28 protein-coding genes are annotated in these 24,267 nt (G+C 66.8%); 12 read left to right on the forward strand and 16 right to left on the reverse strand.

Going from position 1 to position 24,267, the window contains the following annotated elements; all coding sequences use genetic code 11:
• The first annotated feature begins 6 nt into the window (after nt 1-6).
• Nucleotides 7-1,347 (forward strand): HAMP domain-containing sensor histidine kinase, encoded by a 1,341-nt coding sequence (locus tag ABQF30_RS23015; protein WP_448468117.1) that lies wholly within the window; start codon nt 7-9, stop codon nt 1,345-1,347.
• Nucleotides 1,348-1,383: 36 nt separating this feature from the next.
• Here the strand turns inward: ABQF30_RS23015 and arfC are convergent, their stop codons facing one another.
• From arfC to ABQF30_RS23035, 4 genes are all read right to left on the reverse strand, one after another.
• Complete coding sequence (gene arfC, locus ABQF30_RS23020; protein WP_448468119.1) at nt 1,384-2,259, reverse strand: channel accessory protein ArfC, sunset domain variant; 876 nt, start codon at nt 2,257-2,259, stop codon at nt 1,384-1,386.
• Nucleotides 2,256-2,411, reverse strand: a complete 156-nt coding sequence (gene arfB, locus ABQF30_RS23025) for a channel accessory protein ArfB (protein WP_448468121.1) — start codon at nt 2,409-2,411, stop codon at nt 2,256-2,258. Before arfB ends, arfC begins: the two co-directional genes overlap by 4 nt.
• A gap of 11 nt (nt 2,412-2,422) precedes the next feature.
• A complete protein-coding gene (arfA, locus tag ABQF30_RS23030) occupies nt 2,423-3,448 on the reverse strand; it encodes a channel-forming protein ArfA/OmpATb (protein ID WP_448468123.1) in 1,026 nt (341 codons plus the stop codon).
• Between the two features lie 117 nt (nt 3,449-3,565).
• Nucleotides 3,566-3,928 (reverse strand): FKBP-type peptidyl-prolyl cis-trans isomerase, encoded by a 363-nt coding sequence (locus ABQF30_RS23035; protein ID WP_448468125.1) that lies wholly within the window; start codon nt 3,926-3,928, stop codon nt 3,566-3,568.
• Here ABQF30_RS23035 and ABQF30_RS23040 point away from each other — a divergent pair.
• On the forward strand, nt 3,870-5,519 hold the full coding sequence (locus ABQF30_RS23040) for a phytoene desaturase family protein (RefSeq protein WP_448468127.1): 1,650 nt from the start codon (nt 3,870-3,872) through the stop codon (nt 5,517-5,519). The two genes, ABQF30_RS23035 and ABQF30_RS23040, sit on opposite strands and share 59 nt — an antisense overlap.
• A gap of 25 nt (nt 5,520-5,544) precedes the next feature.
• On the opposite strand, the gene ABQF30_RS23045 is transcribed toward ABQF30_RS23040, so the two are convergent.
• The 6 genes from ABQF30_RS23045 to pdxH form a co-directional block, all read right to left on the reverse strand.
• Nucleotides 5,545-5,964: a MarR family winged helix-turn-helix transcriptional regulator gene (locus ABQF30_RS23045; RefSeq protein ID WP_448468129.1), complete on the reverse strand. Its 420-nt coding sequence runs from the start codon at nt 5,962-5,964 to the stop codon at nt 5,545-5,547.
• Nucleotides 5,954-7,411 carry an MFS transporter gene (locus ABQF30_RS23050; protein ID WP_448468131.1) on the reverse strand — a complete coding sequence of 486 codons (1,458 nt, stop codon included), beginning with the start codon at nt 7,409-7,411 and terminating at the stop codon, nt 5,954-5,956. Before ABQF30_RS23050 ends, ABQF30_RS23045 begins: the two co-directional genes overlap by 11 nt.
• Before the next feature lie 120 nt (nt 7,412-7,531).
• Nucleotides 7,532-8,836, reverse strand: coding sequence for a citrate synthase (locus ABQF30_RS23055; protein WP_448468133.1), 1,305 nt, complete (start codon nt 8,834-8,836; stop codon nt 7,532-7,534).
• Nucleotides 8,837-8,943: 107 nt separating this feature from the next.
• Nucleotides 8,944-9,603 (reverse strand): TetR/AcrR family transcriptional regulator, encoded by a 660-nt coding sequence (locus tag ABQF30_RS23060; RefSeq protein WP_448468135.1) that lies wholly within the window; start codon nt 9,601-9,603, stop codon nt 8,944-8,946.
• A gap of 70 nt (nt 9,604-9,673) precedes the next feature.
• Entirely contained in the window at nt 9,674-10,978 is a 1,305-nt protein-coding gene (locus tag ABQF30_RS23065) for an MFS transporter (RefSeq protein WP_448468348.1), read from the reverse strand.
• Nucleotides 10,975-11,658 (reverse strand): pyridoxamine 5'-phosphate oxidase, encoded by a 684-nt coding sequence (gene pdxH / locus ABQF30_RS23070; protein WP_448468137.1) that lies wholly within the window; start codon nt 11,656-11,658, stop codon nt 10,975-10,977. The genes ABQF30_RS23065 and pdxH overlap by 4 nt, the downstream gene beginning before the upstream one ends.
• Nucleotides 11,659-11,700: 42 nt before the next feature.
• Between pdxH and ABQF30_RS23075 the strand changes: the two genes are divergently transcribed.
• The 4 genes from ABQF30_RS23075 to ABQF30_RS23090 all read left to right on the forward strand — a co-directional run bounded on the left by ABQF30_RS23075 (nt 11,701) and on the right by ABQF30_RS23090 (nt 14,587).
• Nucleotides 11,701-12,822: a citrate synthase 2 gene (locus ABQF30_RS23075; protein ID WP_448468139.1), complete on the forward strand. Its 1,122-nt coding sequence runs from the start codon at nt 11,701-11,703 to the stop codon at nt 12,820-12,822.
• Nucleotides 12,819-13,427, forward strand: coding sequence for a maleylpyruvate isomerase N-terminal domain-containing protein (locus tag ABQF30_RS23080; RefSeq protein WP_448468350.1), 609 nt, complete (start codon nt 12,819-12,821; stop codon nt 13,425-13,427). Before ABQF30_RS23075 ends, ABQF30_RS23080 begins: the two co-directional genes overlap by 4 nt.
• A 137-nt stretch (nt 13,428-13,564) precedes the next feature.
• Complete coding sequence (locus ABQF30_RS23085; RefSeq protein ID WP_448468141.1) at nt 13,565-14,017, forward strand: VOC family protein; 453 nt, start codon at nt 13,565-13,567, stop codon at nt 14,015-14,017.
• Nucleotides 14,018-14,161: 144 nt separating this feature from the next.
• Nucleotides 14,162-14,587 carry a nuclear transport factor 2 family protein gene (locus ABQF30_RS23090; protein WP_448468143.1) on the forward strand — a complete coding sequence of 142 codons (426 nt, stop codon included), beginning with the start codon at nt 14,162-14,164 and terminating at the stop codon, nt 14,585-14,587.
• Here the strand turns inward: ABQF30_RS23090 and ABQF30_RS23095 are convergent.
• A complete protein-coding gene (locus ABQF30_RS23095) occupies nt 14,584-16,239 on the reverse strand; it encodes an FAD-dependent oxidoreductase (protein WP_448468145.1) in 1,656 nt (551 codons plus the stop codon). The two genes, ABQF30_RS23090 and ABQF30_RS23095, sit on opposite strands and share 4 nt — an antisense overlap.
• Before the next feature lie 15 nt (nt 16,240-16,254).
• Nucleotides 16,255-17,271: an AurF N-oxygenase family protein gene (locus tag ABQF30_RS23100; RefSeq protein WP_448468147.1), complete on the reverse strand. Its 1,017-nt coding sequence runs from the start codon at nt 17,269-17,271 to the stop codon at nt 16,255-16,257.
• A gap of 120 nt (nt 17,272-17,391) precedes the next feature.
• On the opposite strand from ABQF30_RS23100, the gene map reads away from it, so the two are divergent.
• From map to ABQF30_RS23120, 4 genes are all read left to right on the forward strand, one after another.
• Entirely contained in the window at nt 17,392-18,156 is a 765-nt protein-coding gene (gene map / locus ABQF30_RS23105; RefSeq protein ID WP_448468148.1) for a type I methionyl aminopeptidase, read from the forward strand.
• Nucleotides 18,157-18,166: 10 nt separating this feature from the next.
• Nucleotides 18,167-19,279, forward strand: a complete 1,113-nt coding sequence (serC, locus tag ABQF30_RS23110; RefSeq protein ID WP_448468150.1) for a phosphoserine transaminase — start codon at nt 18,167-18,169, stop codon at nt 19,277-19,279.
• Nucleotides 19,280-19,356: 77 nt separating this feature from the next.
• Nucleotides 19,357-20,145: a septation protein SepH gene (gene sepH / locus ABQF30_RS23115; RefSeq protein ID WP_448468152.1), complete on the forward strand. Its 789-nt coding sequence runs from the start codon at nt 19,357-19,359 to the stop codon at nt 20,143-20,145.
• A gap of 43 nt (nt 20,146-20,188) precedes the next feature.
• The gene (locus ABQF30_RS23120) at nt 20,189-20,989 is read left to right on the forward strand and encodes a TIGR03620 family F420-dependent LLM class oxidoreductase (RefSeq protein ID WP_448468154.1); all 801 of its coding nucleotides are present in this window, start codon (nt 20,189-20,191) and stop codon (nt 20,987-20,989) included.
• Nucleotides 20,990-20,996: 7 nt separating this feature from the next.
• On the opposite strand, the gene ABQF30_RS23125 is transcribed toward ABQF30_RS23120, so the two are convergent.
• The 3 genes from ABQF30_RS23125 to ABQF30_RS23135 are packed head-to-tail and all read right to left on the reverse strand — an operon-like array spanning nt 20,997 to nt 22,539.
• The gene (locus tag ABQF30_RS23125) at nt 20,997-21,269 is read right to left on the reverse strand and encodes a DUF2537 domain-containing protein (protein ID WP_448468156.1); all 273 of its coding nucleotides are present in this window, start codon (nt 21,267-21,269) and stop codon (nt 20,997-20,999) included.
• A gap of 20 nt (nt 21,270-21,289) precedes the next feature.
• Complete coding sequence (locus ABQF30_RS23130; protein ID WP_448468158.1) at nt 21,290-22,111, reverse strand: TrmH family RNA methyltransferase; 822 nt, start codon at nt 22,109-22,111, stop codon at nt 21,290-21,292.
• Nucleotides 22,108-22,539 carry an Rv0880 family HTH-type transcriptional regulator gene (locus ABQF30_RS23135; protein ID WP_448468160.1) on the reverse strand — a complete coding sequence of 144 codons (432 nt, stop codon included), beginning with the start codon at nt 22,537-22,539 and terminating at the stop codon, nt 22,108-22,110. Before ABQF30_RS23135 ends, ABQF30_RS23130 begins: the two co-directional genes overlap by 4 nt.
• An 85-nt stretch (nt 22,540-22,624) precedes the next feature.
• On the opposite strand from ABQF30_RS23135, the gene ABQF30_RS23140 reads away from it, so the two are divergent.
• Entirely contained in the window at nt 22,625-22,897 is a 273-nt protein-coding gene (locus tag ABQF30_RS23140) for a DUF2530 domain-containing protein (protein WP_448468162.1), read from the forward strand.
• A 9-nt stretch (nt 22,898-22,906) separates the two neighbouring features.
• Nucleotides 22,907-23,359, forward strand: coding sequence for an SRPBCC family protein (locus ABQF30_RS23145; protein WP_448468164.1), 453 nt, complete (start codon nt 22,907-22,909; stop codon nt 23,357-23,359).
• A gap of 13 nt (nt 23,360-23,372) precedes the next feature.
• Here ABQF30_RS23145 and ABQF30_RS23150 read toward each other — a convergent pair whose 3' ends face one another.
• The gene (locus tag ABQF30_RS23150; protein WP_448468166.1) at nt 23,373-24,167 is read right to left on the reverse strand and encodes a DUF3027 domain-containing protein; all 795 of its coding nucleotides are present in this window, start codon (nt 24,165-24,167) and stop codon (nt 23,373-23,375) included.
• Nucleotides 24,168-24,267 lie beyond the last annotated feature (100 nt).

Here is a 24,267-nt window from a genome sequence, read left to right on the forward strand (position 1 = left end):
CCCGTCATGAGCCTGCTCACCCGGATCTTCCGCCGCACCCCGTCGCTGCGGACCCGGGTGGCATTCGCGACGGCCATCGGCGCGGCGATCGTCGTCGTCATCGTCGGCACGATCGTCTGGGTCGGCATCACCAACGACCGCAAGGAACGCCTCGACCGCCGCCTCGACGAAGCGGCCGGGTTCGCGATCCCGTTCCTGCCGCGCGGTCTGGACCAGATCCCCCGCTCCCCCAACGACCAGGACGCGGTCATCACGGTGCGTCAGACCGGGTCGGTCACCTCGAACTCGACCGTGGTGCTGCCCGAACTGCCCGCCGGCTATGCCGACACCTACATCAACGGCGTGCGCTGGCGCGTGCGGACCGTGGAGATCCCGGCACCAGGGCCGATGTGGGTGGCCGTCGGCGCCACCTACGACGCCACGATCGCCGACACCAACAACCTGCACCGCAGAGTGATCGTGATCTGCGTCTTCGCCGTCGGGGCGGCCAGCGTGCTCGGCTGGGTGCTGGCCGCGTTCGCGGTCCGCCCGCTCAAACGGCTGGCCGAACAGACCCGCGAGATCGAGGCCGGCGACGAACCGCCCGACGTGGAGGTACGCGGCGCGTCCGAAGCCGTCGAGATCGCCGACGCCGTCAACGGCATGCTCAAGCGCATCTGGAAAGAACAGGACCGCACCAAGGCCGCACTGGACTCGGCCCGCGACTTCGCGTCGGTATCCGCCCACGAACTGCGCACCCCGCTCACCGCGATGCGGACCAATCTGGAGGTGCTGGCCACCCTCGACCTCGCCGACGACCAGCGAAAAGAGGTGGTCAACGACGTCATCCGCACCCAATCGCGGATCGAGGCCACCCTGGGCGCGCTGGAACGACTCGCCCAAGGTGAGCTCACCACCACCGACGACCACGTGACCGTCGACATCACCGAACTACTCGACCGGGCCGCCCACGACGCGATGCGGATCTATCCGGAACTCGACGTGTCACTGGCACCCGCGCCGACCGTGATCATCGTCGGGTTGCCCACCGGACTGCGGCTCGCGGTGGACAACGCGATCGCCAACGCCGTCAAACACGGCGGTGCCACCCGCGTGCAGTTGTCGGCGGTGAGCTCCCGCGCCGGAGTGGACATCGCCGTCGACGACAACGGGGTCGGGGTTCCCGAGGAGGAGCGGACGGTGGTGTTCGATCGCTTCTCCCGCGGCTCCACGGCATCACGCTCCGGGTCAGGGCTCGGGCTTGCTCTCGTGGCGCAACAAGCCGAACTGCACGGCGGCACAGCCACCCTGGAGTCGAGCCCGATGGGCGGGGCGCGTCTGCTGTTGCGCCTGCCCGGCCCGCATTGAGCGATCTGTTGTAGAACTCGGCGAGCCCTGAACCGTTTACTTCCGCTCGCGCTGTGATTTTCCGCTGTCCCAGCGCGCGAATCCGGCCTTCTCGGCGGATTCCACGTCACGGAACCAGATCTCGGCAATCGTCTGCTGGTACGACGGACTTTCCTCGGTGTGGTACAGCATCGAATCCTCGTTGCCTTTGACGGTATATCCCGGCGGGGTACCGGCGCCCGAGACCCGCACCGAGCCCGCACCGAACGGCGACTCCTCCACCACCTTGGGCGCCTCGCTCTCGCCGGTGTCGGCGAGCTTTGCCACGCCTGCTGCACCAGCGGCTCCGGCGGCAGCGCCGCCGTGGCTTCCGAAATCCGTGAAGTCCCACCGGGCAAAGCCGGCGCGCTCCGCGGACTCGGCGTCGCGGAACCAGATCTCGGCGACCGTCTGGTCGTACGCCGGGCTCTCCGGCGAGTGGTAGAGCATCGAGTTCTCGTTGCCCTTGATCGTGTAGCCGGCCGGCGCGGCAGCACCTGCGGTGGTGCGGATCGATCCGGCGCCGTATGGTTCGTCGGCTGTGTCCCCGCCGCCGAACTTCGAGGCGCCGACCGCGCCCGCACCGATCGCGCCCGCACCGACTGCCGCCGCGCCGGCTGCTGCGGCACCGGAGGATCCGACCCTTGGCATCTTCGTGGTCGGCTCGTCGGCCTTGGGCAGGCTGGTCGTCGCGTCGTCGTCAACCCTCGGCAACGTTGTGGTCGCGTCGTCGCGATCGGCCAATGTCGCTGCGGCACCGCTGTCCCCGGGCCTGCGACCCAGTGCGCCGTAGACCGGCACCTCACGTTTGACCCGGCGGACGGTGAGCGCCAGCGTCAGTAGCAGCCCGAGCACGAAAGCCAGTGCCATCAACCACCAATTCACGTCGCTCATGGCCGGGCTCCAATCTCACGAGACTCGGGAAGCTCGGCAAGCGCGGCTTCCTCGCTGGTGTGCTTGACGGCGACGAGCGAGGTCAGCCATGCGACCAACGCGCCGACCAGGAAGGCGAGCAGATACCAAAACCATTGGATGACGAAGTCCATGTCGAATCTCCCTAGTTGACCGTGATCTCGACGCGGCGGTTCTGCGCCTTGCCTTCTGGGGTGTCATTGCTCGCGATCGGATTCGCCGAACCGACACCGTTCGAAGTCACGTGATCGGCGGCCAGCCCCTGCGAAACCAGATAGTCCGCAACGGCTTTGGCCCGATTCGCGCTGAGTGGAACATTGATCGCGTCGTTACCTGAGTTGTCGGTGAACCCGGTCACCGATACCCGGGCACCCGGGCACGTCTTCAACTTGTCGGCCACCTGGGTCAACAGCTGCTCGGATGCCGAGGCGAGGCCGAATCCGTCGGTGTCGAAATTGATCGGCGTGCGCAACAGCGCCGAGACGTCATCCTGCAGCACCGCACACGGGCCAGGCGCACCACCGGGAGCCGGAGCGCCCGGCGGGGGTGCCGGCGCCGCCGGGGCCGCCTCGACCCGAATGTTGTTGGTGATCCCGATATTCGGCCACGCCGCCCTGGCGGCGTTCTCGACCGCTGCCCGCACCTCTTCGGAGGGCGCGGTACCGGACAACGTCAGGGTGTCACCGTCGAGCTTGAAGTCGAAATCCGGAATCCCCGCTGCCGCAGCCCCGAACACCGAGCCCAGCGCCGCCGCGTCGGGCGTGTTGACTCCGGGCTTGAGGCTGAGGTTGTCGACCAGGTTCACATCGGGACCGAACTGGGCCCGCAGCGAATCCAGCAGCGCGGCCTTCGCATTCTCGTCCGGCAGGTCACCCGAGAGCGTGATGTCGTTGCCATTACGGGTGATCGACAACGGCGCGAACGACAGGCTCGGGGCGTTGGCATCCGGTGCGTTGGCATCCGGGGCAGACAACGTCGCCGACGGATCAACACTCGGCAAAGTCATGTCGACGTCGTTGTCCGACCTGTCGAGAGTGCCCCAGCCAATCAAACCCAGCAACAGTGGTATTGCGAGAAGCGCCAGCAACCAACCGATGCCAGGTGGTCGTCGATAGAACTTCGAGGCTGTTTGCCAGCCTGTGATAGTCCGGGTTTCGTCCGAACTCGACATTAGGTGCTCCTGAAGTCGACTGAACAGTTATCTACGGCGGCCAAACAATTCGACCGTAGCAGCAACTAACAGACAAGTGGTCGGCTCAGACGATTTCGCAAAAGTTCGACGCGCGCGTTAACCAGTGGCCAACAGATCAATGACGAATATCAATGTCTTGCCCGACAACCGGTGCCCCGAACCTGCTGGCCCGTATGCCTGCTCCGGTGGGATAACAAGTTTGCGGCGCCCGCCTACCCGCATACCGGGAATGCCGTCCTGCCAACCCTGAATCAAGCCGCGCAGCGGAAATTCAATCGACTCACCACGATTCCAGGAACTGTCGAACTCCTCGCCGGTGTCGTACTCGACGCCGACATAATGCACCTCTACTGTTGCGCCGGGCACGGCCTCGGCGCCGTCACCGACCACCAGATCGGTGATGACAAGCTCGGTGGGCGCAGGCCCGTCGGGAAATTCGATCTCAGGTTTTGTACTCACCGGAGCAACGGTAGTCGGGCACACTGGGTCAGTGGCCGAAGATCAGCGTCTTGACGCCGTCATCGTCGGCGGCGGGCACAACGGTCTGGTGGCGGCTGCGTATCTGGCCCGCGCGGGTCGCCGGGTCAGAGTGCTCGAACGCCTCGACCATGTGGGCGGTGCGGCTGTTTCCGCGCACGCCTTCGACGGCGTCGACGCCAGGCTCTCCCGATACTCCTATCTTGTGAGTCTGCTACCGCGGCGCATCGTCGAAGACCTCGGCGCCCGGATCCGGCTCGTGCGGCGCCGGTACTCGTCCTATACGCCAGAACCAGCCACGGCAGGAAGTACCGGGCTGCTGATCGGACCGGAGTCGACTTTCGCTGCGATAGGCGCCGGGCCCGACGCGGCCGGTTTCCGCGAGTTCTACCGGCGCTGTGGGCTGATCACCGAGCGGATCTGGCCGACCCTGCTGCAACCGCTGCACACTCGCGCCGAATTGCGCAGCCACGTGTTGGCCGGACAGGACAGTGAGGCCGCCTCGGCGTGGGAGGCATTGACCGAACGGCCTATCGACGAGGCGATCACTGCCGCAGTCCACAACGATCTGGTGCGCGGTGTGATGGCCACCGACGCCCTGATCGGCACCTTCGCCGACGTGGGCGATCCATCGTTGATCCAGAACGTGTGCTTTCTCTACCACCTGATGGGCGGCGGCACCGGCGATTGGGATGTCCCGGTCGGCGGCATGGGTGCGGTGACCGGCGCACTCGCCGCTTCGGCGGCCGGGTTCGGAGCCGAAATCGTCACGGGTGCAGAGGTTCACGCGATCGATCCGGACGGCGAGGTCCGCTACCGGCACGCCGGCAAGTCGCAGCGGGTCAGCGCCGAACGCGTCCTGGCCAACGTCACGCCCGCGGTGCTCGCCGAATTGCTCGGTGAACCGGCACCCGATATCGCCCAGGGCGCCCAGGTGAAGGTCAACCTGATGTTGCGCCGGCTGCCCCGATTGCGCGACGAAAGCGTCACGCCGGAACAGGCTTTCGGCGGCACATTCCACATCAACGAGTCATTCGACCAGCTCGCGACCGCTTACGGTACCGCGACGGCCGGGCGGGTGCCCGACCCGCTGCCGTGCGAAATCTACTGCCACTCACTGACTGACCCGACAATCCTGTCCGACGGTCTGCGCACGTCCGGAGCGCACACGCTGACGGTGTTCGGGCTGCACACTCCGCACTCTCTCGCGGCCCGCGACCCCGACAGGATGCGCGACCGATTGACCTCCGCGGTGCTCAATTCCCTGAATTCGGTTCTTGCCGAGCCCATTCAGGAGATTCTGATGGAGGACGCCGACGGGCGGTTGTGCATCGAGACCAAGACCACCGTCGACTTGGACCGGGCGCTGGGCATGACCAACGGCAACATCTTCCACGGTGCACTGCGCTGGCCCTTCGTCGATGACGAACCATTGGACACCCCGGCGAGACGGTGGGGGGTCGCCACCGCACATGATCGGATCCTGCTGTGCGGGTCGGGTTCCCGACGCGGCGGCGCGGTATCGGGAATCGGTGGGCACAACGCCGCGATGGCGGTGCTGGAGAGCGGTTGATTCGCCGGATCAGCGACCGGCAATGCTATTCCGCGGAGATCTTGTCGAGCAGGACGCGCAGTGCGTCGAGATCTTGGGGGTCGAGCGCGGCGAGGGCGTCGGGCGCCGGGTCGTCGACGGCATCGATGGCCGCCCACGCCGCGCGGCCTGCATCGGTCAACGACACCACCTTCGATCGCCGGTTGGCCGGATCGACCTCGCGGACAACCAGTCCCCGCTCTTCCAGGTCGTTGACTGCCACCGTCGCCGCGGGCGCGTCCATGGTCGTCGCATAGGCCAACTGCTTGACGGTCATCGGTGCCCGCGCCAACCGGCGCAGAATTCGGATCCGGCTGAAGGAAAGGCCGCTGCGCTCGATAGCGGTCCGCCGCCAGGTGTCGCGGTTGTCCAACACCAGCGCGGTCAGCGTGCGCCAGACTTCGTCGGCCACGGGATTACTGGACATGGATCACCTCGGAGGGCCGGTTGTGCTCGCCGATCAACGGAGCCAACCGCTCCGCGGAGCGCAGTGCCCACGGCGAGGTCGACACAAGCGCGAGAATAAAGATCACGACTCCCATTGCGGCGCAGACGAACCACAGTGGCCGGGCCGCCACGGCGAAGTCGGCACCGGCGGTGGCCAGCGCGGTACCGGCCACTGAACCACATAGTGCCACACCGATACTCACGCCGACCTGCCTGCTGGTGGAGGCGACCGCCGACGCCGCCCCGGCCCGGTCCAGCGGCATGCCACTGACGGCGGTGTTCGTGATGGGCGCGTTGACCATCGAGAAGCCGATACCGAACACCCCGAAGATGACCAACAGCTGCCACACCGGCGTCACGGCCGTCAACTGGCTCAGCAGCAGCGCCGCCATGGTGATCGTCGTCCCCGCGACGAGCAGCGAAGGCCGGGCGCCGAAGCGGCCGACCAGCCGACCCGAGAGCGGCGAAAAGATCAGGGCGCCAACAGCAACCGGTAGATAGATCAAACCGGTGTGCATGGCGGAATAGCCGCGCTCCTCCTGTAGGTACAGCGACATCATGAACAGGAAAGCCCCGTACGCGGCGAATGCGCAGATGGCGACCAGGGTCGCCGACGCGAACGGGACACTGCGGAAGAACCGCAGATCGATGAAGGGGTCATGGCGGCGCGACTCGTAGCGCAGGAACCCGACGAACGCGACGAGAGCGACCACTGCGACCGCCAGCGTGCGGGGATCAGTCCAACCCAGGCCGGGCCCTTCGATGAGCACGAACACGATGCCGAACAGGAATGCGACGCCGAGCCCCTGGCCGACGGGGTCGATGTCGCGCATGGTCGCCGACTTGGACTCCGGGACGAAGATCGCGGTCAGCAGGATCGCGAGCGCGCAGATCGGCAGGTTGATCCAGAACACTGCACGCCAGTCCACGTACTGGATCAGCGCACCGCCGACGATCGGGCCGATCGCCATGGAAATCCCGACCACTCCGCCCCACACGCCGATCGCGCGGGCACGTTCCACGCGTCCGGTGAACACCTGGGTGATGATCGACATCGCCACCGGGTTGAGCATCGAACCGCCGATGGCTTGCAGCAAGCGCGCCGCGATGAGCATCTCGACGTTGGGCGCCAAACTGCACAGCAGCGAGGCCGTCGCGAAGATCGCCAAGCCCAGTTGGAACGTGCGCCTGCGGCCGAACCGGTCGGCCATAGCGCCGGACAGCAGCAACAGCGAGGCCAGCACCAGCGTGTAGACGTCGATCACCCACTGCAGCTGCGAGGGCGATGCTCCGAAATCGGCGCGGATGCTCGGAATGGCGACGTTGACGATGGTGGCATCCATCGACACGATCAGCAGACTCAGACAGCACGAGACGAGGATGATCGCCTTGCGCCGCGCGCTGAGCGGGTCGACAGTTGCATTCACACAACTATTGTGAAACTACAACTGTTCTTCCCGCAAGCCGAGCTCCCTGCGCGAGCAGACGCAAAACTGCCCCTTTTCGCTGGAAAAGGGGCAGTTTAGTGTCTGCTCGCGAGAAAAAAGCTAGCGGCTCGAGATGTCGGAGTAGCCGCGCTCGGTGTAGCCGGTGTAGATCTGGCGCGGACGGCCGATCTTGTTGGGCTCCGAATGCATCTCCCGCCAGTGCGCGATCCAGCCGGGCAGCCGGCCCAGCGCGAACAGCACGGTGAACATGCGCGTCGGGAAGCCCATGGCCCGGTAGATGACGCCGGTGTAGTAGTCGACGTTCGGGTAGAGCTTGCGCTCGATGAAGAAGTCGTCGGTCAGGGCGATCTCTTCGAGCTGCTTGGCGATGTCCAGCAGTGGGTCATCGACGCCGAGCTTGCCGAGGATCTTGTCGGCCTGTTCCTTGACGATGCGGGCACGGGGGTCGTAGTTCTTGTAGACCCGGTGGCCGAAGCCCATCAGCTTGACGCCGTCCTCGCGGTTCTTGACCTTCTTGACGAAGGTCTGGACGTCATCGCCGCCGGAGCGGATCTTCTCCAGCATCTCCAGCACCGCCTGGTTGGCGCCGCCGTGCAGCGGGCCCCACAGCGCATTGATGCCACCGGAGATCGACGTGAACAGGTTGGCCTGAGAGGAACCCACCAACCGGACTGTTGACGTCGAGCAATTCTGCTCATGGTCGGCGTGCAGGATCAGCAGCATGTCCAGCGCGCGAACGATCTCGGGATCGACCTCGTAGGGCTCGGCGGGGAAGCCGAACGTCATCCGCAGGAAGTTCTCCACCAGCGTCAACGAGTTGTCCGGATACAGGAACGGCTGACCGACCGACTTCTTGTAGGCGTATGCCGCGATGGTGGGCAACTTGGCCAACAGCCGGATCGTGGACAGCTCCACCTGGTCGTTGTCCAGCGGATCCAGCGAATCCTGGTAGTAGGCGCTCAAAGCGTTGGCCGCACTCGACAGCACCGGCATCGGGTGCGCGTTGCGTGGGAAGCCGTCGAAGAAGCGCTTCAGATCCTCGTGCAGCAGGGTGTGCCGCTGAATCTGGGTGGTGAACTTCTCCAACTGCTCGGCCGTCGGCAGCTCACCGTAAATGAGCAGGTAGCTCACCTCGATGAAGGTGGAATTCTCCGCGAGCTGCTCGATCGGGTAACCCCGGTAGCGCAGAATCCCGGCGTCACCGTCGATATAGGTGATGGCGGACTTGGTGGAGGCGGTGTTGACGAAGCCACCATCGAAAGTGGTGTAGCCGGACTCGGCCAACAACGGGCCGAGCGCGATACCGTCAGCGCCCTCGGTGGCGTGGACAATCTCCAAATCGAGCTCGCCACCTGGGTACTTGAGGGTGGCGTGCTCCTGCCCACTCGACGGGTTTTCGGCCACGGGAATCCCTTCATCCTCGTCTTGGGAAGTCGTTGGGGAACCGACTACTGCTCTAACAAAAGGTAGTCGCATTCGGTCCTGGCTGCCCGCGGGGGGTGGCGCACTGTTCAGACCAGCTGGCCGACCACCTCGTGGAGGCTGGCAGTTACCCCCAGAAACTCTGCATATGTGTCTTGGACCTTCGCGACGATCTCGTCGACGGTCATGGTGTCCCAGTCGATGCCCGGCCCGAGCTGGCCCAGCGACGTCATGATGATCGACCCCCACACGGCGGCTGTCAGCTGCAACCGCCGATCGTTGCGGGGTACGCCCATCCGCTCGGCAAGCGCGGCGTTGACGGCATCCATCCGGAACTGCGACGCGGCGTGTAACAGCGCCGCAGACGAGGTGATGATGCGCGCCGAGGCCAACAGCCGCTCGGATGTGAGCTGGCTGGGCGGTGCGGATTTGGTCTTGACGAATGCCTGCACGTGTGACCGGTACAGGGCCTCGATATCGCTGATGTCGCTGGGCTGCGCAGCGAGCTCCACCGCCACCATCTCGACCACCTCGTCGATGAAGGCCAGCACCACGGCGTCCTTGGTGGCGAAGTAGCGGCTGAATGTGCGCGGCGACACCTCCGCGACAGCGGCGATCTGGTCGACCGTCGTCTGCTCGAACCCCTGCCGATTGCACAACTCGACCGCGGCGTCGATCAACGTCGCACGTGTGCGCTGCTTCTTCCGCTCGCGTAGGCCGGGCACGGCCTGCCGATGATCTTGACTCACCACCGGATGCTATCGCTCCAACCTGAGCGTTTTCAGCAAGCATCTGACAACGGGTGCAATTTGCCGAAGGTCACACTTTGTCAGGCTCGGACCGTTCGTCACGGGCTGCTGCCCCGGCGATGCGATATCGCACGAACGCCGGTACCACCAGCGCCGCGATCACCACACCGACCACCACCAAAGCTCCGCCACCCGCCGCGGCGACGGTCGTACCCACCGCAGCCGCGGCCGCACCGTGCAACGTGTCAGCAAGCCGCGGACCGCCCGCGACAACGACGGTGAACACGCCTTGCAGGCGCCCGCGCAGCTCGTCGGACGCGGCCTGCTGCAGGATCGTCGAGCGGAACGCGGCCGACACCATGTCAGCTGCCCCACCGATTGCCAAGAACACCAAGGCAATCCACAGCAACGCCCCGGCCTCGCCGTCCGCCAGCCCGCCCGCGACACCGAATCCGACCATCGCCAGACCCCAGACCACGATCGCCACCACAACCGCCAGGCCCTGCCTGCGGATCCGGGGCAGCCAACCCGAGAACACCCCGCCCGCGACGGCGCCCGCCGACATCGCCGCGGCCAACAGCGCCATGATTGTGCCGCCCTCGACCGGCCCGCCGAAGCTTTCATGGGCCATCTGCGGGAACAGCGCGCGGGGCATTCCGAAGATCATCGCGATGAGATCGACGACGAACGACATCAACACCACGCGGTTGCCCGCCAGGTAGCGGAAGCCGTCCAGAACCGCGGCCAACCCCCAGCGGGCCCCGCCCAGTTCGGTGTTCGTGGACGGCATCGGCGCCAGCCGGAACGTGGCCCAGATCGGCACCAGACACGTGATGGCGTCGATGAGATACAAGGTCGAGAGGTCCACCCAGTTCAGCATCAGGCCGGCCAGCAGCGGGCCGACTATCGCCCCGAACTGCATCACCGTCATGTTCAGCGAGTTCGCGGCCGGCAGTTGGTCGCCCGGCACCATCCGCGGGATGGCCGCCGACCGGGTGGGGCTGTTGATCGCATAGAACGCCTGCTGCACCGACAGCAGGCACAACACCACCCAGACGTTGTTGAGCGCCAACGCGGCCTGCACCCACAGCAGGACCGAGGAGACGGCCAGCCCGATCGACGCGATGACGAGCAGTAGCCTGCGGTCCATCGCGTCGGCCCAGGCTCCGCCCCACAGACCGAACACGATCAGCGGTACAAGCGCGAACAGCCCGGACAACCCGACGTACGCCGAATTCTGGGTGAGGGCATACAACTGCACGGGCACCGCGAAGATCGTCAGGTTGGCGCCAATGACGGTCGGGATGCCGGCCAGCCACAACCGCCGGAAGTCCGGTGAGCGCAGCGGTGTGGTGTCGGCGAAGAACCGTCTCAGGGCTGGAGCCGCTCGGCGCGGCCGTTCTGCACGCGAATCCGGTTGTGTACCCGGTTCTCTCGGCCCTGCCAGAATTCGACGACGTCGGGGGCGATCAGATACCCGCCCCAGTTGGGCGGCACGGGGACCGCATCGAGATCGGCGAATCGCTCAGTGACCTCGGCGAGCTGATGCATCAGCGCCGCACGGGATTCGACCGGGCGGGACTGCTGCGACGCCCATGCGCCCAGCTGAGACCCGCGCGGTCGCTTCGACCAGTACTCCGCCGTCGCCTCCGCCGTCACCTTGCTCACCGGCCCGCGCACATGCACCTGGCGCCCCAGCTGAAACCACGGGAACGTGGCCGATGCGTAAGGATTCGCGGCTAGCTGCCCACCCTTGGCGGAGTCGTAATTGGTGTAAAACGTGATGCCGATCTCGTCCACGCTCTTGCACAACACCGAGCGGGTCACGGGCCTTCCCCGTTCGTCGACGGTGGCGACCACCATGGCATTCGGCTCGGCCACGCGGGCCTGCTGAGCCTCGGCGAGCCAGGCCCGCAACAGGGTCAGCCAGCCGGTCGCGGGGTCGTCACCCAGCCAGTCGATGTCGAGGTCGCCACGGCCGTCTTTCTCCACGTACTCGACGCGCATGGCCGCCAGGTCGTTGTCGTCCGGCACAGCATCATCCGGTATTGCCACCGCGACAACGCTACGCCTGACCTCGGGTGCGAGAATCGGCCCATGGCAGCCGTACCGGAAGAATTCGTCGCCGGATTGGAAGGCGTCGTCGCCTTCACCACCGAGATCGCCGAGCCGGACAAGGACGGTGGCGCGCTGCGCTACCGCGGCGTGGATATCGAGGAACTGGTCACCCGGCGGGTCACCTTCAGTGACGTGTGGGGACTGCTGGTCGACGGCCGGTTCGGCCATGGCCTGCCGCCTGCCGAGCCGTTCCCGCTGCCCATCCACAGTGGCGACGTCCGCGTCGACGTCCAGGCCGGGCTGGCGATGCTCGCGCCGATCTGGGGGTACGCGCCGATCCTCGATATCGACGAGTCCACCGCGCGCGACCAGTTGGCCCGGGCTTCGGTGATGGCATTGTCCTATGTCGCGCAGTCGGCCCGCGGCATCTACCAGCCCGCGGTGCCACAGCGCACCATCGACGAATGCCCGACTGTCACAGCACGTTTCATGACGCGCTGGCAGGGCGATCCGGACCCAAGGCACATCGAGGCAATCGACGCCTACTGGGTGAGCGCCGCCGAGCATGGGATGAACGCCTCGACATTCACCGCGCGGGTGATCGCCTCCACCGGAGCCGACGTGGCCGCCGCGCTGTCCGGGGCGGTCGGCGCGATGAGCGGGCCGCTGCACGGCGGCGCCCCGGCGCGGGTGCTGCCGATGATCGAAGAGGTCGAGAAGACCGGCGACGCGCGCGCCGTGGTCAAGGCGGTCCTTGACCACGGCGACAAGCTCATGGGGTTCGGGCACCGGGTGTACCGGGCCGAGGATCCGCGGGCCCGGGTGTTGCGGGCCACGGCCGAACGCCTCGGCGCCCCACGCTACGAGGTGGCCGTGGCACTCGAACAGGCTGCGCTGGCGGAACTGCGTGAGCGTCGTCCCGACCGGGCGATCGAAACCAACGTCGAGTTCTGGGCCGCCGTGATTTTGGACTTCGCGCAGGTGCCCGCCAGCATGATGCCGGCGATGTTCACATGCGGGCGCACCGCGGGCTGGTGTGCGCACATCCTCGAGCAGAAGCGGTTGGGCAAGCTGGTGCGCCCGTCGGCGATCTACGTCGGGCCCGACCCGCGCAGCGCGGAAACGGTCGAGGGATGGGACCAGATCGCCAATCGGGCGTGACCACCGAGGTCTTCGCCTCTGCGGCACACGCATTCGCCCGGCTGGTCCGGGCCCTGCCCCTGGACCTGTTCGACGGGCCGGGCCTCGGTGAGTGGGATCTGCGGGCACTCGTCGGCCACACATCACGCTCGCTGGTCACCGTCAGCACATATCTGCACTCTCCGGCTTCCGCAGCCGATCTCGCCGGACCGGTCGAGTACTACGCGGCCGTCCGGATCTTCATGTCCGAGGCGGGAACAGCTGCAATCGTGGAGCGCGGCATCCAGGCCGGGCGCGACCTCGGCGATGACCCGGTCGCGGCCGTCGATCGGCTCGTGGCGCAGGCGCTCTCGGATCTCGGCGGGGTCGATAATCCGTTGATCACGGTGATCGGCGGCTTCGGTATCCGGCTCGGCGCCTACCTGCAGACCCGCATCTTCGAGCTGGCCGTGCACAGCCTCGACATCGCCCGAGCCACCGGTATCGCGGCCGTGCTGCCCCGAGAGGTTCTGGAGGCGGCGACGTCGTTGGCCGCGGCCATTGCGGTGGAGCAAGGTGACGGCGAGACGGTGCTGCTTGCTTTGACCGGGCGTTCTGAACTGCCGGTTCCGTTCACCGTCACCTAAAGCGTGTCGAACAACTCTGGTGAGTGTTCGACACGCTTTAGTTGTCGGACCCTTGGTGTTGCATGGGTAATGGCGATGAGATCCGCCCGCCTAGCGGGTCTGCATTGTCGTCCGCTCACTAGCACGAGGAGAGAATCATGGCGATTGAAGTAACCCCCGCAGTGACCCCGCATCTGGTTGTTGACGACGCCGCAGCCGCGATCGACTTCTACGTCAAGGCGTTCGGTGCCACCGAGTTGGGCCGCGTGCCCGGCCCGGACGGCAAGCTCGTCCATGCCGCGGTCAACATCAACGGCTCCACGGTGATGCTGAACGACGACTTCCCCGAGTTCAGCGGCGGTAAGTCGATGACACCGAAGTCCCTCGGTGGCACCCCGGTGACCATCCACCTGACCGTCACCGACGTCGACACCAAGTTCGCCAAGGCGGTCGAGGCCGGTGCCGAGGTGGTCGCCGAATTGGACGACCAGTTCTGGGGCGACCGCTACGGCGTGGTGCGCGATCCGTTCGGGCACCAGTGGTCGTTGGGTCAGCCGGTCCGCGAGGTCAGTCCGGAGGAGATCGAGAAGGCGATGAAGTCAGCGCAGTAGTTGTGAACCAGTCGCGAGGATCCGGTCCGGCGGCCAGCCGGACCACCTCGCGTCGGTTGCGCGCCTGAAGTTTCGCCAACACGGCGGGTGCCGCAGATCGAAAACCTCATCTCACATTTCGCGAACGGTCAACGTCTACAAGGTATGACACCACTCAGAGCGACCGCAGACGTGCTGAACGGCATGTACGCCGCGGAGCGCGAATATCTCGCCGCCGGCGGACCAGGGGCCGCGAACTTCGAGATTCTCGCACCGTACTTCGCCGCCGACGTCGTCCTGCACCAGGCAGATGCGCTGCCCTACGGAGGAACGTGGCGAGGCCACGATGGCATGGAGCGGTTCTTCGCAGCCATGAGTCAGGTGTGGGCGCAATTCGAGATGGTCGAGCAGGAGTTCCTCTCGACGTCCGCGACCGCGGTAGTACTCACTCGGGTCCATGCCCGCGCCCGGGCAACCGGCCGTGAACTCGACTTCCCGATCCTGCAGACCATCCGCGTGGTCGACGCACGTATCGCCGAGGTGTGGCCGTTCTACTGGGACACCGCAGCGATCGTCGCGGCAACCAGCTAACGACGCAGTCCGGCCAGCAGGCGCTGGTGCATCGGCTGTGCCGGTGCGGTCGCGGCGGCCGCCAGCATGGCGTCCACGGTGGTGAACTTGTCCCGCGGCCGGTCGTCGCCACCGCGGGCGATCTCTGCGGCGTCGATTGCCTGCCAGCCCGCGGCGTCAACGACCGCGGGCTGGCGGCCTCGGACCAGCTTTTCCAGAGCGGCCGGCTTGTGCACCGGATCGGCGAGGTTGCCCGCGTTGTAGTCGTCGACCAGCCGGTGCACGGTCTCGGCCGCGCACGACTTGTTGGTCCCGATGAACCCGGTGGGCCCGCGCTTGATCCAGCCCGCCACATAACTGCCCGACGCGCCGCGCACCCGGCCACCGTCGTTGGGTACGACGCCGGCATCCTCGTCGAAGGGAAGATCGGCAATCGCCTTGCCGCGGTATCCAATTGACGTCAGCACCAGGCCCGCGTCGAGCGTCCGCACCTGATCGGTGCCAGTCACGCCGAACTCCACCCCGCTCACGCGGGTATCGCCCAACACGCGCTGCGGCGTGAGCTGGTAGGCCAACCGGATACGCGGCCGGGTGATCGGGGCGGACGCGTCACCGAGCTTGGACAGGATCTCAAGTTTGTTGCGGGTGAGCGGATCAGTGTTGGTGGCGAGGTCGCGCTGCACCAGGTCGTGGTCAGCCGCGTCGAGCACGACGTCGCACGAAGAGGTCAGCCCGATCAGTTCGGGCAGCGTGAACGCCGAGGCGGCGGGCCCGCGCCGGGCTGCGATCACCACTTCCTGCACCTGCGACGCCCGCAGAGCCGCGAGGGCGTGGTCGGAGATATCGGTGCGCGCCAAGGCATCCGGGGCGGTGGTAAGCACTCGGGCGACGTCCAGCGCGACATTGCCGTTGCCGATGATGACCACCCGTTCGTGGCTCAGATCCACTGGCAGCGAGGTGAATTCAGGGTGCCCGTTGATCCAGGCCACCATCTCGGTTGCGGTGCCGGTACCGGGCAGGCCCATCCCGTCGATGTCGAGGCGCCGGTCGTTGGGCGCGCCGACGGCATAGATCACCGCATGGTGGTGCTCCGCGAGATCGGCATGCGTCAGGTGTTTGCCGATCTCGACGTTGAGGAAAAACTTGAATCCCCGCTGCTTGCCGATCGTGTCGAACAGCTTGGTCACCTGCTTGGTGCTCTGGTGATCCGGCGCGACACCGGCGCGCACCAGCCCGTACGGCGTCGGCAGCTTCTCGAACACATTCACGTGCACGCCACGTTGGGTGAGCAATTCGTCCGCGGCATACATCGCGGCGGGTCCCGAGCCGACGATCGCAACGGTCAGCGGACCTCCCCGCGTGACCTTGGGTGCCTCCAACACCGGCGCCAGCTTGGACGTCGGCGGCAACTTGCCCTCCCGCTTCGGGTAGAACGAGGCGTTCAGCTCGATGAACGGCAGCTGATTGGGCTCCAGCTTGGTATCCGCGGCAATCGCGCCGACCGGGCATGCGCTGACGCAGGCACCGCAGTCAACACACGCGTCGGGATCGATGTAGAGCATCTCGGCCGTGGCGAAGCCCGGCTCATCGGGTGACGGGTGAATGCAGTTCACCGGGCACGCGTAGACACAGGACCCGTCGCTACAACACGACTGGGTGATTACATGAGGCACAGTGGGGCTTCCGGGTTATGCGACCGAGACGAGGTGCTCGCGCTGCGGCTCGCTGCGGTAGCGGCTCGGCGGCCCGTCGATCTTGCACATCTTCCAGATCAGCTTGGCCAGCGGGTTCATCAGACCCGTGTCGTAACACAGCATCCGAACATCGCCGAACATGTCCCGAAGCATCTTGCGGGACTCGGGCGAGCGGAAGAACAGTTCCTTGCGCACCGAGCGCGGGATGTCGAATTCCTTCCAGAACGTGCGCGGCGGCACGATGATCGCCGAGCACAGGATGCGCATGGTCAGCGGCACGAAGAGCGACAGGATCCAACGCTGGCGGCGACGCAGATTCGGCACCCGCTTGTGCAGGTACTGGTGCGCGAACGAGATGTGCCGGGCCTCTTCGGCGACGTGGATCGCCATGACGCGCTCCATGATGGGATGCAGGGCCTTGCCCTCACGCAGCACGTTCTTCTGCGTGTGGTCGATCGGCTCCTCGCCGGCGAGCACGCCGAAGAAGAACGGGATCGGCAGCGGACCGGCGGCCAGCGGGATCAGCGGCTGCACCCACTTGAGCAACCGCGGCATGCCCGGTACGTCCTTGCCGATGCGGTTCACCATCTCCTGGAACATCAGGGTGTGGTTGCACTCCTCGACCGACTCGTGCAGGCAGTACCGGTATTCCGGGGAACCGTTGGGAACCCAGAACGAGTACTCCATCAGGCCGCGGATCAGGATGTTCTCGAAGTGCAGGCCGACCTTGGCCACGTTGGCCTGCCGCCACATGCCGATCTCGATCTGCTTGTCCTGTGGCAGCGCCTGATACCAGGGATGACCGCCCATCGGGTCTGTCGCCGGCAGGATCCAGCGGGGATCGTTGGGAGTTACGGCGAACTCCGGCGAATCCCACTCGATGTCCTTGTACGGATTGAAGTTGCGCCGCACCGACCCCTCGGACAGTGTGGTGAGCATGTCAACGTACTGGGCGTCGTCGCTGACATCCATATTGCGACGCCAACGCCGGACCATCTTGGTTCGAGCCATGTTGCAGACCTCTCCCTCTCGTCTGAGGTTTACATCTACCCGCTTCTTGTACAACGGTACCGCAGGTATCGAGTAAAAGTCCATGCCAGATTTAAAGAGTTTGCTGAGAATGGGCCTGACGTGGTCGAACTGAAGACGGAAGCTGAGATCGACGCCATGGCTGCGGCAGGCGCCGTGGTCGCCGAAGCATTGCAGGCCGTGGTCGCCCACGCCGCGCCGGGTCGAACCACCGCCGATCTCGACCGCGTCGCCGCCGAAGTTCTTTCCGCCCACGATGCCACGTCCCCCTTCCTGAACTATCACCCACGGTGGGCATCGAGCCCGTTCCCAGCGGTGCTGTGCGTCAGCGTCAACGACGCCGTCGTGCACGGCATCCCCAACGGACAGGTGTTAGCCGACGGCGACCTGGTGTCCGTGGACTTCGGAGCCATCCTGCGCGGTTGGTGCGGTGACTCCGCCCGCAGCTTCGTCGTCGGGACACCCCGACCCGCCGACACCGCGCTGATCGAGGCGGCCGACGCCGCCCTGGCCGCCGGTATCGCCGAGGTACGCCCGGGCAACACACTCGGCGACATCGGACATGCGATCGCATCGGTGGCCCGCGCGGCCGGATTCGGCCAGCTCGCCGATCACGGCGGCCACGGCATCGGCCGCACCATGCACGAGGCACCGCACGTGCCCAATGAGGGCCGGCGCGGCAAAGGTATGAGGCTAAAGCCCGGGCTGGTGATCGCCATCGAGCCCATGCTCATCGCCGACGGCACCGAGGACTACGTCCACGACCCCGACGGCTGGACACTGCGCACCGCCACCGGCGCCCGTGCCGCGCACAGCGAGCACACGGTGGCGGTCACCGCCGACGGGCCGAGAATCCTGACGCTTTAGGCTTGTGGGCATGGCTGAACTCACCATTCCTGCCGACCTCAAGCCCCATGACGGCCGCTTCGGGTGCGGCCCGTCCAAGGTGCGCCCGGAACAGCTGGCCGCGCTCGCCGCCGCCGGTGACCTGTTCGGCACCTCGCACCGGCAGGCTCCGGTGAAGAACCTGGTCGGCCGGGTCCGCGATGGGCTGCGCCAGTTGTTCGACCTGCCCGACGGCTATGAGGTCATCCTCGGCAACGGCGGGTCGACCGCGTTTTGGGATGCCGCGGCCTTCGGCCTGATCGACAAGCGCTCACTGCACCTGACCTACGGCGAGTTCAGCTCGAAGTTCGCCTCCGCCGTCGCCAAGAACCCGTTCATCGGCGACCCGATCGTGGTCAAGTCCGACCCGGGCACCGCCCCGGCACCGCAGGCCGACCCCTCGGTCGACGCGATCGCCTGGGCCCAGAACGAAACGTCGACCGGCGTCTCGGTGCCGGTCCAACGGCCCGACGGCGCCGGTGACGCGCTGGTCCTCATCGACGCCACGTCGGCGGCCGGCGGCCTGCCGGTCGACATCACCGATGTCGACGCGTATTACTTTGCGCCGCAAAAGAATTTCGCCGGAGACGGCGGGCTGTGGCTGGCCGTCATGAGCCCCGCGGCACTGGCCCGCATCGAGGCGATCGCGGCGTCGGACCGGTGGGTGCCCGACTTCCTGTCGCTGCCGATCGCCGTCGAGAACAGCCTCAAGAACCAGACGTACAACACGCCGGCGATCGCCACCCTGGTGCTGCTCGCCGAGCAGGTCGACTGGCTGCTGGGTAATGGCGGCCTGGACTGGGCGGTCAAGCGCACGGCCGACTCGTCGCAGCGGCTGTACTCGTGGGCCGAGGCGGCGTCTTTCGCCACCCCGTTCGTCACCGATCCGGCGTTGCGCTCGCAGGTGGTGGGCACCGTCGACTTCAGCGACGCGGTCGACGCCGCGGCCGTGGCCAAGGTGTTGCGGGCCAACGGCATCGTCGACACCGAGCCCTACCGCAAGCTTGGCCGCAACCAATTGCGGGTCGGCATGTTCCCGGCGGTGGAACCCGACGACGTGAGCGCCCTGACCGCGTGCGTCGACTGGGTCTTGGAGCATCTCTGAGTGAACCTCTAGGCAGCGCCCGCGTGTCAGCACGGTAACGAGCTGATCACGCAGTAGGGTTCGCGCAGGAGGTCGGTATGCGAGAACTCAGGGTCGTTGGACTGGACGTCGACGGCAAACGCATCATCTGTGAAGCCGACGACTCCCCGACGGAGATGTTCAGTTTGCGTGTCGACGACCGCTTGCGCGCCGCCGTGCGCGGCGACAAAGTCGCCTCGAATCAGACCCAGATCGATGTAGAGGTTCCAAGCGTGCTGCGTCCCAAGGAAATTCAAGCAAAGATCCGTGCCGGCGCATCGGTCGAGCAGTTGGCCGCATCAGCAGGCGTTCCGGTCGAACGGGTGGAGCGGTTCGCTCACCCGGTCCTGCTGGAACGGTCGCGTGCGGCCGAGCTGGCAACCGCCGCCCATCCGGTGCTCGCCGACGGGCCTGCCGTGCTGACGCTGCTGGAGATGGTGATGACGGCCCTGGTGGCCCGCGGCCTGGATCCGGACACCGTCGCCTGGGACGCCTGGCGCAACGAGGACAGCCGCTGGACGGTCCAGCTGACCTGGAAGGCGGGCAGATCGGACATTCAGGCGCATTTCCGGTACACCCCCGGAGCGCACGGCGGTACCGTCACCGCCTCCGATGACGCCGCGCAGCAGCTGATCAACCCGGACTTCGGCCGTCCACTGCGCCCGGTCGCAGCCGTGCCGCAGCTGGAGTTCGAAAGTCCCGAGCTGCCGCCGATGGCGACGCCTGAGCCGGCGATGGCGGACCCGGACACCGCCCCGGCGCCCAAGCGCAGCCGCAAGGCCAAGCCCGCGGTCCCGGCCTGGGAGGACGTCCTGCTGGGCGTGCGCTCCTCGGGAACTCAGCGGTAAACGCTTGACCTGAAGCACTATTGAGGTCATAGCGTCGGCACGCATGATCTCCCTTGGCCCGATCGGGCTCGCGAGCAGCAATCCCTACACCGACGATGCGGCCGTGGTAGCCGATGAAGCCCGCCAGGCCGAGGATCTCGGCTACGCCACGCTGTGGCGTTCGGGCAACCTGCCGATGCTTGCCGCCGCCTTGCGCGCCACCACCTCGATACCCGTGGCCACCGGCATCATCCCGGTGGCGCGGGTGCCCGCTGCCGACGTGATTGCGACCCACGCCGAGCTGCAACGCGAGCATCCCGGCCGGTTCATCGCCGGCCTCGGCGGCGCCCACGGACCCACGCCGCTGGCCACCCTCAACAGCTATCTCGACGAACTCGACGCCGCCGGCATCGACTCGCGGATACTGGCCGCGCTCGGCCCGAACATGCTGGCACTCGCGCGGAACCGGGCCGGCGGCGCCTATCCGTATCTGGTCACGCCGTCGTATGTGGCCGCGGCCCGCGCGACGCTGGGCCCAGACCGAGTGCTGGCCGTGCTCCTGATGGTCATCCCGGTCACCGATCGGGAGGCGGCGCGAACCGCGGCGGCGGGGCCGCTGGAGTTTCTGGCCTCTCAAGGCGGCTATCGCCGCAACCTGGTGCGGCAGGGCTTCACCGAGACCGATATCGACACAGTCAGCGACGAATTGCTGGACGGGATCGCAGCGTGGGGCGCGCCGGAACGCATCGTCGAGCGCGTCGCCGCATACCGCTCGGCGGGCGCCGATCAGGTGGTGCTGCGGATCTTGGGCGTGGACGACATCGCCGTCTGGCGGGCCCGGCTGGCACGCACGCTGCTGGGTTAGTTGAAAGCTACTGACCGAGCGCCACAACCAACAGCACCACCCAGCCGCAAGCCACCCCGACCCCGGCACCCAGAACGAACCAGCGCCAGACCGGCCGGTTCCGCCACCCCCATACCGTCGGCGCCAACCCGCCGACGGCCACCAGGTTCAACCCGACCGCCAACAGCGGGTGCACGCGGAGCAGGCCCACGCCGAGCACGACGATCGCGGCGGCCAGCACCACTGCCACGAATCCGGCGACCGTCAGGCCTGTCCCCCACGGCGTCGATTCGTCGGTCACCGTGTCAATTTAACGTGAACTCAGTGCGCCAGCCTGGATCGCTCGTAGAACGCGAGGGCGGCGGCAGTGGCGACGTTGAGTGAATCGGTGCCACGCGACATCGGGATCCGCACGCGCACATCGCTGGCCCGCATCGTGTGTTCGGTCAGCCCCGGGCCCTCTGCCCCCACGAGGATCGCCAGCGGATGTTCCCCGAGCTGCGCCATCGCGTCGGACAGCGTGGCCGCGGTCGGATCCGGCGTCATGGCTAGTAGCCGAAATCCCTTGTCACGCAACATCGCAAGGTCTTGCGGCCAGGCCCCCGCCCGGGCGAACGGGACCAGCAGCGCGTGGCCCATGGAGACCCGAACGGCCCGACGGTACAGCGGATCGGCGCACCCCGCCCCGAACACCACGGCGTCCACCCCGAGTCCGGCGGCATTGCGGAAGATCGAACCCAGGTTCTCGTGGTCGTTCACGCCCTCGAGCACCGCCACGGTGCGTGCACCCGTCACCACCTCGTCCACCGTCAACTCCGGCGGGCGGGACGCCGACGCGAGCACGCCACGGTTGAGATGGAAGCCGACCGCGGCGGCCATCACGTCCGCGCTCGCCCGGTAGAACGGCACGTCGACACCGTCGAGGTCAGCGGCCAGTTCGCCGAGCCGTCGATCGGTTCCCAGGAGCGCGCGGGGGACGAACCGGGAGGCCAGCATGCGCTGGGCGACGAGTACGCCCTCGGCTATCACCAGACCCTTGCCGGTCGGCAGATCAGGTCGACGGTCGACGCTGTTGAGGTCCCGGAAATCGTCGATCCGCGAATCCGCGGGATTTTCGATGTCGATGACGTGCAGAGGGCTCACGCGCCTTCGTCGACCATGGCTGACATGAGATCGGCTGCCGCCATCAAGGTTTGGCGCTGGTCGGGTTCCAGCCGGGCCAACTCTTTGAGGAGCCATTCCTGGCTGGCGCGACGCTCGGCCTCCACCAGGCTGATGCCCGCCGCCGAAGCGGACACGACGATCTGACGTCCGTCCACCGGATGCGCCTCACGGGCCACCAGGCCCTGCTCGGCGAGCGACGACAGCACCCGCGTCATCGACGGCGGGCGGACCCGCTCACGTACAGCCAACGCGCCCGGCGTCATCGCGCCTTCTTTCGCCAGCGTCGACAGCGCCGAAAGCTGGGTAAGGGACACCGCGGATTCCGAATGCCGGACCCGCAATTGACGGGCGAACCGGACAACGGCCAGTGCCAGGTCGCTCGCCAGCCGAGCCTCCGGATCTTTCACAACGCAAATAGTACTGAGCCTCGACTGTTAAATGGACTTAAGCAGGACCATTGTACGTTCTGCCTGTCGGCTAGGTTGGTGGGCGATGACCGGTGACGCGAACGGCTCCGCGGACTCGGCGGCCCCCGAGCCACCGCCACTGCCTGCCGCACTGCTGGAGCCGTGGCCGGTGATCCTGGTGATCGCGGCCGGCTGGCTGATTGCGACCGTGCTGACTTTCACCGTGGATGGCCTGCACAGCTGGCGGCCCTATGCGGTGGCCGGCCTGGCCGTTGGAGTGCTTGGCACATCGATCTTCCTGTGGCAACGTCGTGCGGTGCGTCGCGGATCTCGCGGTGCGCAAAGCGGATTGACCTGAGGAGACGTTATGGCCGCGCCATTGCTGCAGGCACAGATCGACATCGACGCACCCGTCGACAAGGTGTGGGCACTGGTCTCGGATCTGCGCAGGATGCCGGAGTGGAGCCCGCAGTGCCGGCTGATGAAGACGCTGGGCCCGCTGCGCCCCGGCGCGCGCACGATCAACCTGAACCGCCGCAATTTCATGTTCTGGCCCACCACGTCCAGGATCACCGAGGTCATCCCGCAGCAGAAGCTGGCCTTCCGGGTGGATGCCAACAACACCATCTGGAGCTATGAGCTGGAGCCGACCGAGACCGGCACCCGGGTTACCGAGAGCCGCCACGCGGAGAACGGCACCACCGCGGTTTCCAACGCGCTCGTCAACGCCTTCATGGGCGGAGTGCCCAGCTTCGAGGATGAGCTGGTCGAAGGGATGAACGCGTCACTCGCCCGCATCAAGGCCGCCGCCGAGCGATAGGCCCGACCCGCCGCTAGTCGGCGAGGTCGAGGACGCCGTCGTCGTACGGCTCGAACTGCGGTGAGCCCGTTCCGGGCGGTTGCGGGGTGTCGGAGTGAGCACCGCAGCCGTAGTCGGCTTCGACCACGTGACCGTCGGCGGACAGCTCGTTGGCGCACACCCCGAACATCGAGCCGAGTGCACCACCGAGCGGAAGATAGAAACCACAGTCGCGGCACGCGCGCTTGGTGGAGCGGGCCATCGCCGAGGCGGGACCGAACTCGCTGTCGTGCCACCGCTGCGCGGCACCGGCGCGGCCCCACTCGCTGAGGACCTGGCGGCGACCGAAGCCGAGCTCCAACGCGGTGTCGTCGATAAGCGGGTCGCCGGTGGCCACGTAACCCGGCACCAGCCGCGGATCCTCCGGCGGCGGAGCGAGCAGGTCACCTGGACCGAGGTCGCCCGGCTGGACCCGGTCCTGCCACGGCACCCACTTGGGTGCGAGCAGCGCCGTCGGGCCGGGAATCAGGACTAGTTCGCTGATGGTGGCCTGATCGGCGCCGGGATAGGCGGCCACCACGACTGCCCACTGCCAGCCGCGATATCCGGGCAGGTTCGCGAGGAAGCGGTGTGTCGCCGAACTCGGGTCCTCCGACGTCGCACCGAGGTACTCGCCCACGGTGTCCTCACCGCTGAACTCCGTCAGCGCCGCGCGCGCCTGTTCCACGGCACCCATCAGCACCGACTCCAGGGGCCGCGGGTCATCCGCCAAACCGGTTGCCGGACCGGTCGGAGGGGCCTGCTCAGCAGATTCGGTCACGCTTTCCATCGCCTACATAGTGCCTGATCGGGGCAACCGGGGGCCACACCGGTCGCCTGTGCGCCGTGCCGGCGGCGGATAAGAGAGAATCGAGACGTGACCTACTACC

This window comes from Mycolicibacterium sp. XJ870, from assembly GCF_053483975.1.